An 11,868-nucleotide genomic window follows, 5' to 3' on the forward strand; every position below is an offset into this window, starting at 1 on the left:
GAGGCCGGCAGAACGTTCACCGGCGCGTCGTCGACCGGGACGACGGTGATCGTGGTCGTCGCTGTGTTGGAGTTCAGGCCGCCGTCGTTGACGGTCACCGCGACGGTGCGCGCCGTCGCCGCGGGATTGTCGGATGTCGACGAGAACTGGATCTGCCGCAGGGCATTGGCGTAGGCCGTCGGCGCCGCGGCGCCGCTGAGCGTGATCGTGACCTGGCCCGGGACGCTCGTATCCGACACCGCGGTGATCCCCGCGGGCGGCGCGCCGACGAAGGCCAGGACGTCCCCGGCCTGCGCATTGGCCAGGACGACCGTCGCCGCGCGCAGGAGCGTACTGTCGGGATCGCCAATCGAGGCCGCCGACGCGGCGATCGCGACCCCGGTGCCGTTCTCGGTGTAGCTCGTCGTATAGTTCCGGGCGCCCGCCGCGAAGGTGTTGACCCGCACGGTATCGACGAAGATGTCGTCGCTGGAGGTCCCGGCGTTGTAAGAGAATGTGAGCGCGCCGCTGTCGGCGACGCTCGTCGGCAGGTTGACGGTGATGTCGGTGGCCGTCCACGCTTGGTAGGTTGAGGCGGCGATGGTCGCCGGACCGCCGCTCGCCCCGTTGAGGTAGGCGACAGTCGCCGTGGTGGCGGCACCGCCCGAGACACCGGTGGTGACGCGGGCGTAGACCACACCGCCGACCGAGACGTCCAGTACCGCCGGCGCCGTGGTGTCGGGCGTCGAGTTGTTCCAGCCGAAGCCGAAAACGAGCTGGGCCGTGCCGTTCGAGGACGGGCCGTTTCGCAGGCCCGTGAGCCCGGTCTGCGTCAGTGTGCCCGCGCTGCGGTCGGCGTCCCAGTACACGCCACCGCCGCCGACGGTCGCGGTGTAGCTGGTGCTGCCGGAGGTCGTCCACGGCGCGATGCTGTCGGTGAAGGTGCCGTTCTGGACGATGTTAGCCGCCGCGTCGGCGGCGACCGCCGAGTTGAGGTCGACCACCGGCGGACGCGCCGCGTAGCCGAAATCGGCGCCCTGGTCGCTGGCACCGATGGCGGTGAGCGCCACGGTGCGGGTGGCGCCGCCGGTGGTCGAGGCGGCAGTACCGAGGACGCCGTTCGCGTCGGTGACCCGCACGATGTAGCGGCCGGGCAGCACGCCGCCGAACTGGTAGGTACCCTCGGCGTCGGTCGTGTCCGTCGCCAGGATGCGCTCGCCGGCATCGACCACGCCGTCTCCGTCGACGTCGTCGACGAGTTGCATGGTGACGTTGGCAAAGCCCGTGTCGCCCGCCGTGACGGTGCCGCTGGCGTCGCGGTCGGCGAAGACCCGGTCGCCGATCGCGCCGGTCGCCGGCACCCAGGTCGCCGCGTCCGCGACGCCACCCAGCGCCGTGGTGCCGTCCGTGGTGATGGGGATCGCCGCGCCGATCGCCGCGCCGGTGACCGGGTTGATCTGCTGGACGACCGTTCCGACGACGTAGGTGCTGCCCAGGATGTCGCCGCCGCCCTGGATGGTGTTGGCGCTCGCCGGGTTCGTGACGGTGTTGATGACGAGGCCGTCGGCGAGGTTGTACCGGGTGATCGTCGTGCCGCTCAGGCTCAGCAGGACTCCGGTGCCGCCGTTGCCGGTCGGGTCCGCGGCAAAGTCGCCCCAATCGTTCGTCCCGGTGATCAGCGCGCCGAAGGTCGACGCGGTGGCCACGTTCCGGCCGCTGTTACTGAAGGTGATCCGGTAGATCTGGTCCGAGGTCGCCGTCACGTTCTCGACGCCGACATAGAGGGCGCCGTTGACGAAGGCCGCCGCGCCGCTGCCAACGCCGGTACCGGTTCCGACCACGATGCTCGCCCCGACGCCGTTGTTGGTCAGGTCCGAGTCGATGACGAGATGCTGGTTGTTGACGTAGTCGTAGGCGAACAAGGCGCGGTTCGTACCGGCCGAGGCGCTGTCGGCGTAGTAGATCAGGCCGTTGCCCTGGTCGATCGCGACCGAATTGGCGGTTCCGCTGAAGGCGATACCGCCGATCGTTCCCGGGATCGTGGTGACCAGGGTCGCCCGACCGGTCGTCACGTCGATGCTGTAGAGGCCGGCACCGACGGCCGCGACGATCGCGCCGCGCCCGGTCGCGACCGTGGTCGCGAGCAGGCCCGCATAGGCGTCGCGGCCCGTCTCGGTGACGGCGAGTGCCGTCTCGACCGTGCCGGTGCGGTACTCGAGATCCCAGTCGCCGCCGAGCGCAGCGGCGCCGGTCGGGTCGGTCGAGGCGGCGACGTCGGCCCCAGTCGCCTCGGCGAGGAGTGCCGCCACCCGGGCGCCGCTCGCGCCGCCCGCGAAGTCACAGCCGTAAATCAGGAGGTCGGCGCCGTCGGCCAAAGCGCCGCGCATCACCGCCAGGTCGCCGGCGTAGCGCCCGGCGATCGAGGCCTCGTCGAGCGTCGCCGTGCCGATCCGCAGGGAGGCGCTGTCGCCGTGCGACAGGATGTGGATCGCCGTGATGCCGCCGCGGCCGCGCAGAGCCTCGGCGATCTGGTCGAGGCCGTCGCGGTCGCCGTCGATCACCACGACCTCGGCGTCCGGCGAGAGGTGCCGCAGCAGGGTGTCGCGGTCCGCGACCCGGCCGTCGACGAACACGACCTCCCGCCCCTCCGCGGGGCTCGTGGCGACGTCGACGATCTCGGCTCCGGTCAGCCGCGAGAGCCAGCCGGCGCCGGACGCGCCCGCCTCCCCGGCGGCGAAGCCTTCGGCATCCACGGCGATGCGCGCACTGTCGGCGAGCGTCGCACCGATGCGCATCAGGTCTCCCTTCTGGGAGTCGCTCAGCCCATTGAGGTCGATCACACCGGAGCCGAGAGCGAGGCGTCCCTCAGCGCCCTTCGACACGATGGTGAGTGAGGCGACGTCCGTCCGGCCACGCACGTAGGCGGCGATCTGCGCGAGCCCGTCTTCCCCTGTGGAGAGCGCTAGCACCTCGGCTCCCGGCGCCCTCCCCTCTCCGCTCTCCCGAGCGTCACCGCGCGAGGGGTCGATCACGACGAGACGGGCGCCGGCCTGAGCCGGCTCGGGAGCCGTGTCCGGATGCGCGGCGGCCCCATGCGCCTCGATCTCCGCGAACGGACGGTCATGCTCCGCGAAGCCTTCCTGGGCGTGCTGGTCGTCCGCCTGCTGCGTGACGGCCGCCGCCGCCGCGGCGCCGGCCGCGTCGAATAGAACGCGATCCTCGAGCCGCAGCAGTCCCGTCGACACAATTCCACGCCGCCCTGACGGATGAGACACGCACGGCCCCCTGCGCTTCGACGCACTGGCGCGCAATCCTTCAACTCAATTCCAGATTGAGGTCTCACGCGCCTTCCGAACAACCTATAGAGGCCTCGACGAGGTGAAAAGGGACTCTAGCGACCTGGAGTTGTGATTTTTCTGCAACATTGCCAATTAAAAACAATATCAAATGTTAATATGAAGCGATATTAGCGATCCGTCACGTCGTAATGTGCTTTGATAAAGTACCCGTATTGATATTTATATTTAAGATGAAGAAAAATATTTATTGATGATGCAAATTTTCTCCTGAGGTTCTTATGATGACATCTATCTATTGGGAAGGGTGGACATCAAACGGCGGGCGGAGAGTGTCTGAATGTATCTGCCTGCGGGGCAGAAAATACAACCTAAGGTTTAGACTGCAGACTGGAGTTGTCACAGGATCCGCGACCACCGCTTCGATGCCGGTGACTCGGGGAGACGGACGGGATATACCCAAAGTACTAAGTCTTATGAACTAGGCAGATGGATCGGAGACGCGTTGGGTCATCAATCGGGCAATCCGCATGTGCGGCGGCGGCCACGCGGACGACCGTGTAGCAATGTCATACGGGTTCTGATTGACCGACTTGCGATGCGGAAACCGGTTTTGCTCAAGCGCCGCACTGGCTGATGATACAGTTTCCCGCCACCCGCCTGCTTCGCTGGAAACGTTGGCACCAACGGTGCTCAGCATGGAGGCTTGCGGCACGTCGAAACATTGGACTAGTGAATTGATAAAATTCAGTTCCGATGTGTGATTGATGCCGCCAGCTTACGTGAAGCTGCATGTGCAGCACGGGAAGACCGATGCGAACGATGCTGCTGCCATCTTCGAGGCGGTGACGCGCCCGAGCATGCGATGCGTGCTGGTAAAGTCAACCGAGCAGCAGGCGGCGCTTGCGGTGCACGGGACGCGCGAGATGTTGGTCAAGCAATGATCCTCCCCAATATCAATCAAGGGCGACTACAATCGGCACAGGATCCACTCGGCCCTGAGGTATAGGACGCCCGAGCAGGCCGAACGGCAGATGGTAAGCTAACCGTGCCCACCGGAAAGGTGGAGGATCACTGTGCAATGCGCGGCAAGCATGACGCACGCAGGGATCAGAGAAGCTCAGGACTATTCTCGCCGTTCGGGTTCTGCTGAATGAAGTGGATAATTCTCTGCCTAATTTGCTCTTGAGACTGTCCAAATGTCGGAATGTTGAGCCGCCACGCAAGTTCCTCCAGAGTGAGATCCTCTTGGCGGCGCCCATTGACATAAGATTCAATGATGATCTTCGCAATTGGATTGATTTTCTCGTTCAAGTACGCAATTTTTCTTTCGTCTCTGTACCACGGAACGGTTGAATCGGGATAAGCGTCGTTCGCTTCCTTCAATCTCTCCGAGAAAGATTTACCAAACCATTTGGATATTTTGTAGCCGTCGTAGCCACCGAAGTCTCTATACTGATCCTCTAGTACAGAGAACACAGTGTCCCGTATAGCCCGCTCGGAAGTCCTGTGGACAATCTCGGGGTCGCGATAGCTGGCCTCAAGCCGAGCTTCGATTTCCTCACTCACCGGCCGGCCGGACGCCTCGGCCGAGGCCTCCAGCTTCTCCCGCAGATCCGCGGTGACGCGAAACGCGAATTTCCCTCTCTTCTTGCTCGGTGGTCGACCTCCGCGCTGCGGCCGGCTCTCTTCGGTGTCGTCAGTCATTGCGCGTCCCCGCCAGGTCTCAATCGTACCCTATATGGTACCCGATTGGTTGACCCAACCTGATCGTTCACTTATATCGTCGATGTACCCCATTTGGTACCCCGATGGTTGGAGCGGTCATGAGCAAAGACATCATGCAGGTCCTGACCCAGGCCACGGTGGATGTGGCGCTCGCGGGACGGGTGCTCGGCATTGGAAAGAACGCCGCCTACCGCGCTCGGGAGGCGGGCGAGATCCCGAGCATCAAGGTTGGCGGCAGGTACCGGGTGCCGACGTCGAAGCTGCGGGAAATGCTTGGCCTTCCTGCGCACGAGGCGCCGCGTGAGCCTGGCCTCACGCCTCCCATTGTCGCCTGACCCTACCGCCGGCGGGCGCGACTCGCCGGCTCTCCCTTTCGCCGACGAAGGACCTCGCGAGGATCCGCTCATGGCCCGCCGCACCAGCGACAACCGCGACCAAGGCGACTTCCCGTCTGAGGCGGTGATCGCGCGGAGTTTCAGCCAGACGCTGGCCGAGTGGGCCGCCAAGGCGCAGATCCTAGAGCGGGACGGGCTGCCGAAAATCGATCCGGTGATGGGCGGCCGATACCTGCCAGCCGTGCGCGCTTACTTCAACAGGCGCTACGGTCTCTCCACCGTCGAGGCGATCCCGCCCGACGGACAGGAGAACCTCGATGCCCTCTGACCTCAACGCACCGGGCCTGAAGCTCCGCAGGCGCAAGAACGGGCCAGACACCCTCTATTGGGTTGCACGGAACGACCTCGTGAAGGCCGGCTACAGACCCGAGACAATCCGCCTCCGGCACTCGCTCGACGAGCCCGACCACCTCCCACTGATCTCCGCCGCATGCATGCGCTATCAGGCCGAGATGCTGGAATGGGCTGTGGGGCGTCGGGACGACCGCAAGCGGTTTGACGGCACAATCGCAGGGCTCGTCCGCTGCTACCAGGTCGACGGGGCCAGCCCGTACCACGGGCAGAAATGGAACACGCGGCGGACCAACAACCATCTCCTGAAGCTGATCGAAAAGGCCTTCGGCGAGCGCGTGCTCGGCGCGCTACACATCGGCGACTTCCGGCGTTGGTACGATGCGGCGAAGAAGCCGAATGCGGCGGGCGGCCCGGAGCGGGTTGATCGCGCCTGCAAGATCATCAAGATGCTGCGTGAGCTGTTCAAGTATGGCGTCACTGCCGAACTGCCGGAGTGCCAGCGGCTCCGCACGATCCTGATGGAAGCCGAGTTCCGGCAGGCCCGGCGCCGCAAGACGAAGCTCGAACTGGAGCACGTCGAGGCGTTCGTGGCGAATGCCCTGGAAGTGGGGAAGGTGTCCCTGGCCCTTGGCACCGCACTGCAGTTCGAGACGATGCTCCGGCAGAAGGACGTGATTGGCGAGTGGGAGCCGATTCTGGCCGGCACCGCCGCGAGCGGCATCGTGCTCAACGGCCGGCGCTGGGTGAACGGTCTGGTCTGGTCCGACCTCGGTGAAGGCCTTCAACTCGTGAAGGACACGACCAAGACGGGGCAGACCGCGGCGCACGACCTCACGCTCTGTCCGATCGTGATGCGCGTCCTGGCGCACGTCCCGGCGAATCGGCGCATCGGACCGCTGATCATCGATCCGGCGTCGGGGCGGCCTTACGCCGAGTTCGTCTACACCCGGGAGTGGCGGCGCATAGCGAACGCGGCCGGTATCCCGAAGCACGTCTGGAACATGGATGCCCGCGCGGGCGGGATCTCCGAGGCCGACGACGCCGGGGCTGAGCTGGACCACATTCGGTCCGCGGCGGCGCATGCGCAGGCGACGACCACGGCCCGCTACGTGCGTGGCACTAGAGGAAAATCGCGCAAGGTTGCCGAACTGCGGCTCGCTCATCGGGCGACGAGGAACAAGCCCTAAACGGGTCTTGGGGAACGTGACGGGGAACGTGGGGAACGCGAGATCAACGGTAGGGCAATCCAACCCCCTAGCGCCGCAGGCGGAAGGGGTGGAGCGGGTGAAGGGAATCGAACCCTCGTCATCAGCTTGGAAGGCTGTTGCTCTACCATTGAGCTACACCCGCGACGGCCCGCCCGATAGCATGGCGCCGGGCGCTTGAGAAGCCGCGGCCGGGCGGGGGGCCCGGGCGGGTCACTTCTCCCGGAAGGCCCGGGCGATCTGGTCGGACATCGGCTTCGTGAAGTAGGTGAGCACCGTGCGCGGCTGGGTCTGGATGAAGGCCTCGACCGGCATGCCGGGCGTCAGCCGCAGGGTGCCGAGGCGGCGCATCTCCGGCTCGGGGATCGCGATGCGGGCGGTGTAGTAGCCCTGCCCGTTGCGCGGGTCCGTCGTCAGGTCCGGCGAGACCCGCGACACCTCCCCGTTCAGGACCGGCGTGGTGCGCTGGTTGAAGGCCGAGAAGCGCAGGGAGGCGGCCTGGCCGCGCTGGACCTGGTCGATGTCCTGGGGGGCGAGCTTCGCCTCCACGGTCAGGTGGTCGGCGGTCGGGACGATCAGCATGATGTCGGCGCCCGGCGACACCACGCCGCCCACCGTGTGGACGGCGAGCTGGTGCACGGTCCCGGCCTGCGGCGCGCGGATCTCCACCCGCCGCAGCTGGTCGTCGGCGGTGATCCGGCGCTCGGCGTATTCCGACATCTTGCTGCGGATCTCGGCCAGCTCCTTGCCGACCTCCGTGCGCAGGTCCTGGTCGATCTGGAGGATCTGGAGGCGGGTCTCGGTGATCTTGCCGCGCACCTGCGCGATGGTCGAGACGAGGGTGCCCCGCTCGCCCTCGAGCCGCGCCAGGTCCCGCTCCAGGGCGTTGACGCGCTGGAGCGGCACCAGCTTCTTGCTCCAGAGGTCGCGGACCCCCGTCAGCTCCTGCTCGATCAGGGCGATCTCCCGGCCCTTGGCGGCGATCTGCTCGTCGAGGCCGCGGATCTGCTCGTCGAGCTGCCCCACCCGCTCGGCGAGCTGGGATTTCTGGCCCTCGCGGGCGCTCAGGCGCATCTCGAACAGCCGGCGCTCGCCGGCGACGAGGCCCGCCACCACGGGGTCGCGGTCCCGGGCGAGCAGCGCGTCGGGGAAGCTCGCCGCGCCCGCGCCGTCGCGCTCGGCCTCGAGCCGCGCCCGGCGGGCGAGGGATTCGTCGATCGAGCGGGTCACGATCGCGAGGTTGGCCTGCAGCACGGTCTCGTCGAGGCGCAGCAGCACGTCGCCGGCCGCGACGTGGTCCCCGTTCTTGACCCGCAGCGCGCCCACCACGCCGCCGGTCGGGTGCTGCACCTTCTTCACGTCGGATTCCACCACCAGGGAGCCGGCCGTGACGACGGCGCCGGAGAACTCGGCCGTGGCCGCCCAGCCGCCGGCGCCGACGAACAGGAGCCCGCCGCCCACCGCCCCCGCCAGGAGGTGGCGGCGGATCGAGGCTCGCGTCTCAGGGGTCATCGCGTCCATGGAGGTCGGCCTTACCGGCTCTGCGCCGTCTTGAGGGTGAAGGGGCCCGCCGGCACGGCGCGCACGGGACGGGGGGCGGGCGCGAGGATCTGCTCGCGCGGGCCGCAGGCCTGCACGCGTCCGTTCGCCATCACCATCACGCGGTCCACCGCCGAGAGCGCGCTCGGCCGGTGGGCGATGACCACCACGATGCCGCCGCGCGCCCGCACGCCGGCGATCGCCTCCGCGAGGGCCGCCTCCCCGTCCTGGTCGAGGTTCGAGTTCGGCTCGTCGAGGACGACCAGGAAGGGGTCGCCGAAGAGCGCGCGGGCGAGGGCCAGGCGCTGGCGCTGCCCGGCCGAGAGCAGGGTCCCGCGCTCGCCGATCTGGGTCTGGTAGCCCTCCGGCAGGGTCTGGATCAGGTCGTGGACCCGCGCCGCCTTGGCGGCCGCGATGATCGCCCCGGCCTCGGCGCCGGCCTGGAAGCGGGCGATGTTCGCTGCGACCGTGCCGGGGAACAGCTCGACCTCCTGCGGCAGGTAGCCGACGTGGCGGCCGAGGTCCTGCGGGCGCCAGTGCTCCAGGGCGGAGCCGTCGAGGCGCACGCTGCCCCGGGCCGGCGGCCAGATCCCGACCAGCATGCGGGCGAGCGAGGACTTGCCGGAGGCGCTGTGGCCGATCACCCCGAGGCCCTGCCCGGGCTCCAGGGTCAGCGTCACGTCGAGCGCGGTCAGGCGCCCGCGGCCGGGCGGGCCGACGCTCGCCTGCTCGACGGTCAGGCTCGTGCGCGGGGCCGGCAGCGTCAGGGCCGCGGAGGGCGCGCCGGCGGCGTCGAGGGACGCCCCGAGGTGGCGCCAGCTCTCGCGGGCGGCCGAGAAGCTCTTCCAGTGGCCGATCGCCTGGTCGATCGGGGCGAGCGCCCGCGAGCTCAGGATCGAGCCCGCGATGATCACGCCCGCGGTCGCCTCCTGCTGGATCACCAGGTAGGCGCCGACGCCGAGGACGGCCGATTGCAGCATCACCCGGAGGATGCGCGAGGCCGACGCGATGGCCCCGGTGATCTCCTGGGTGCGCCCCTGCGTGCCCTGGTAGGCGCCGTTGACCCGGGCCCAGATGCTCTCGAGGTCGGGCCCCATGCCCATCGCCCGCACGGTCTCGGCGTTGCGGCGGCTCGCCTCCGCGACGAAGCCGCGGGCGGCCGCCGCCTCCCGGCTGTCCGCGGCGTGGTGGCGGGTCAGGAACTCCGCCAGGACCGTGAGGGCCACCAGCGCCAGGGCCCCCACGAGGGCGGTCACGCCGATCCAGACGTGGAAGGCGAAGCAGAGCCCGAGGTAGAGCGGGATCCAGGGCAGGTCGAACAAAGCCCCCGGCCCGCCGCCCGCCAGGACGTTGCGGATCTGGTCGAGGTCGCGCATCGGCCGCAGGCCGTCGGAACCGCCCTGGCCCCGCAGCGGCAGGGTGACGATGGTGTGGAACACGCGCCGGCTCAGCGCCTCGTCGAGGGCCCGGCCCGTCCGCAGGAGCAGCCGGCCCCGGATCAGGTCGAAGAAGCCCTGCGCGGCGTACATCACCAGGACGATCAGGCTCAGGCCCACCAGCGTCGGGATGCTGCGGCTCGGCAGGACCCGGTCGTACACCTCGAGCATGTAGAAGGAGCCGGCGAGCGCCAGCAGGTTCACCGCGCCGCTGAGGACCGCGACGCCCACGAAGGCGTGCCGGCACTGCGCCAGGGCCGCCACGATCGGGGACAGGCTCTCGGCCCGCGACGGCCGCATCCCGAAGGCCGCGAGGACGTCCCGGCTCAGGCCCTCGCGGGCACCCGGGGCGGGAGCGGCGGCGGGCGGGGCCTCCCTGGGCCGGAGCCGGCCGAGGGCGGCGAGGCCCCGCGACAGGGCGCGCCGGCCGAGGGGGGCGAGGCGCTCCGCCAGGGCGTGGCCCTGCACCAGGGCGAGGCCCCGCGACAGGGCGAGGCCCCGCATCAGGGCGCGGGCCCGGGGGCGGGCGGGCTGCGCGCGGGCGGCGGGCTGCGGGCCGGCGCGCCCAAGGCGGAGTTCGGGACGTCTCACAGGGGCAGGCTCCGTGTCGGCGCGGGGGTCGCGCCCGGCCGGCGGGCGGCGGCTCGCGCGACAAGGGAAGGATCGTGGATCGGGCCGTCCCCGACCCGCGCGGGGGTCGGGGACGGCCTGCGCGCCGGCCTCGAGGGCATCGACTTCGCGCCCCGACCCGGGCGGGGCCGGGGGATGGCCGGGACCGGGATGCCGGTCGCCGGCCGGGGCCGGGTCAGACCAGGTAGTCGTGGAAGGTGAAGTGGTGGGTGCCGTTCGACCACAGCCCCTGCTCGGCCCCCTGGACCGCGTAGGAGGCGTGGCTGGCACCGTCGGTGTAGGTGGCGCCGTCGACGTAGAGGTTGCGGTCCTTCGCGGCGCTGCCGTCGTAGGCGTCGTTCAGGAACTTCACCGCGACGTCGTGGTCGCCCGCGGCCCAGGTGCCGCGCACCGAGATCAGGTCGGACTGGCCCGCCGCGTGCGAGGCGTGGGCGGTCTGCGTGCCGCCGACCTGCTTGCCGTCGACCGAGACCGTGTAGGTCGCGTCGCCCCGGTAGGAATCCTGGCTGATCTTGAGCAGCAGCACGTCCGGCCCGCTGCCGAGCGTCGCGGCCGCCGCGGCGGGCGTGGCGGTGGGCGGGGTCGCCGCCGGGGCGGCCGGGGCCGCCGTCGCGGGGGCCGCATCGCCGATGGAGAAGTGGTGCGACCCGTTCGACCACAGCCCGGCCTGGCCGCCCGACACGGCCTTGCCGTCGTAGGTGGCGCCGTCGACGTAGAGGTTGCGGTCCTTCGCGGCGCTGCCCGCGTAGGTGTCGTTCAGGAAGGTCACGGACACGTCGTGGGTGCCCGCGCCCCAGTCGCCGCGCACCGAGATCAGGTCGGACTGGCCGGCCGCGTGCGAGGCGTGGGCGGTCTGCGTGCCGCCGACCTGCTGGCCGTCGACCGAGACCGTGTAGGTCGCGTCGCCCCGGTAGGAATCCTGGCTGATCTTGAGCAGCAGCTCGTGCGACCCGCTGCCGAGCGTCGCGGCCGGCGTTCCGGCGGGCGCGGCCGGGGTCGCCGGCGCGGGATCCGTCGCGACCGGGGTCGGGGCGGTCACGACCGGCGTCGGGGCGGGATCCGTCGCGACCGGCGTCGGCGCGGTCACGACCGGGGTCGGGGCGGGCGTGGACACGATGGGGGTGCCGCCGCCGCCCGGCGTCGCCGCGGTGTTGTCGGTGACGAGCTGGATGTGATCGCGGATCGCCTGCATGTCGGTGTGCAGGTTGTTGATCTGCTGGTTCGTCGCCCCGGTCTCGACGTAGGCCATGTTGATGGTGTTCGGCCCGGCCGTGTCGGTGACGTAGCCGCCGTAATTCTGGTAGGCCTTGGCGAGCGCCATGCCCTCGGCCGTCTTGATGCCGATCGTGCTCAGGTCGACGTCCCT

The 11,868-nt window shown here is 69.3% G+C and carries 8 protein-coding genes, 1 tRNA gene and 1 pseudogene; 4 read left to right on the forward strand and 6 right to left on the reverse strand.

The window, feature by feature from the left end:
* Positions 1–3,011 (reverse strand): DUF4347 domain-containing protein (locus tag DT057_RS31460; RefSeq protein ID WP_244937416.1); only part of this gene is annotated, 3,011 nt, incomplete at its 3' end.
* Between the two features lie 953 nt (positions 3,012–3,964).
* On the opposite strand from DT057_RS31460, the pseudogene DT057_RS31465 reads away from it, so the two are divergent.
* Positions 3,965–4,216 (forward strand): annotated as a pseudogene (locus tag DT057_RS31465) (IS110 family transposase); the annotation flags it as partial.
* 169 nt (positions 4,217–4,385) lie between these two features.
* On the opposite strand, the gene DT057_RS31470 reads toward DT057_RS31465, so the two are convergent.
* On the reverse strand, positions 4,386–4,982 hold the full coding sequence (locus DT057_RS31470; RefSeq protein ID WP_128565992.1) for an Arc family DNA-binding protein: 597 nt from the start codon (positions 4,980–4,982) through the stop codon (positions 4,386–4,388).
* A gap of 119 nt (positions 4,983–5,101) precedes the next feature.
* On the opposite strand from DT057_RS31470, the gene DT057_RS31475 reads away from it, so the two are divergent.
* The 3 genes from DT057_RS31475 (at position 5,102) to DT057_RS31485 (ending at position 6,879) form a co-directional block, all read left to right on the forward strand.
* Entirely contained in the window at positions 5,102–5,338 is a 237-nt protein-coding gene (locus tag DT057_RS31475) for a helix-turn-helix domain-containing protein (RefSeq protein ID WP_128565993.1), read from the forward strand.
* A gap of 70 nt (positions 5,339–5,408) precedes the next feature.
* The gene (locus DT057_RS31480; RefSeq protein WP_128565994.1) at positions 5,409–5,666 is read left to right on the forward strand and encodes a hypothetical protein; all 258 of its coding nucleotides are present in this window, start codon (positions 5,409–5,411) and stop codon (positions 5,664–5,666) included.
* Positions 5,656–6,879 carry an integrase gene (locus tag DT057_RS31485; RefSeq protein WP_128565995.1) on the forward strand — a complete coding sequence of 408 codons (1,224 nt, stop codon included), beginning with the start codon at positions 5,656–5,658 and terminating at the stop codon, positions 6,877–6,879. Before DT057_RS31480 ends, DT057_RS31485 begins: the two co-directional genes overlap by 11 nt.
* Before the next feature lie 89 nt (positions 6,880–6,968).
* Here the strand turns inward: DT057_RS31485 and DT057_RS31490 are convergent.
* The 4 genes from DT057_RS31490 to DT057_RS31505 all read right to left on the reverse strand — a co-directional run.
* Positions 6,969–7,042 (reverse strand) — tRNA-Gly (locus DT057_RS31490).
* 68 nt (positions 7,043–7,110) lie between these two features.
* The gene (locus DT057_RS31495; RefSeq protein WP_128565996.1) at positions 7,111–8,418 is read right to left on the reverse strand and encodes an HlyD family type I secretion periplasmic adaptor subunit; all 1,308 of its coding nucleotides are present in this window, start codon (positions 8,416–8,418) and stop codon (positions 7,111–7,113) included.
* Between the two features lie 11 nt (positions 8,419–8,429).
* On the reverse strand, positions 8,430–10,172 hold the full coding sequence (locus DT057_RS31500; protein WP_128565997.1) for a type I secretion system permease/ATPase: 1,743 nt from the start codon (positions 10,170–10,172) through the stop codon (positions 8,430–8,432).
* Positions 10,173–10,677: 505 nt separating this feature from the next.
* Positions 10,678–11,868, reverse strand: a 1,191-nt coding sequence (locus DT057_RS31505; protein WP_276469432.1) for a carbohydrate-binding domain-containing protein, incomplete at its 5' end; no start/stop codon positions are given.

The organism is Methylobacterium crusticola, from assembly GCF_003574465.1.
GTDB lineage: Bacteria > Pseudomonadota > Alphaproteobacteria > Rhizobiales > Beijerinckiaceae > Methylobacterium > Methylobacterium crusticola.

Excerpts from the sequence above, each read along its gene's own strand:
- DT057_RS31495 (WP_128565996.1), bottom strand. The coding sequence starts at position 8,418 with ATGGACGCGATGACCCCTGAGACGCGAGCCTCGATCCGCCGCCACCTC.
- DT057_RS31475 (WP_128565993.1), top strand. The coding sequence starts at position 5,102 with ATGAGCAAAGACATCATGCAGGTCCTGACCCAGGCCACGGTGGATGTG.
- DT057_RS31470 (WP_128565992.1), bottom strand. The coding sequence starts at position 4,982 with ATGACTGACGACACCGAAGAGAGCCGGCCGCAGCGCGGAGGTCGACCA.
- DT057_RS31500 (WP_128565997.1), bottom strand. The coding sequence starts at position 10,172 with ATGCGGCCGTCGCGGGCCGAGAGCCTGTCCCCGATCGTGGCGGCCCTG.
- DT057_RS31480 (WP_128565994.1), top strand. The coding sequence starts at position 5,409 with ATGGCCCGCCGCACCAGCGACAACCGCGACCAAGGCGACTTCCCGTCT.
- DT057_RS31485 (WP_128565995.1), top strand. The coding sequence starts at position 5,656 with ATGCCCTCTGACCTCAACGCACCGGGCCTGAAGCTCCGCAGGCGCAAG.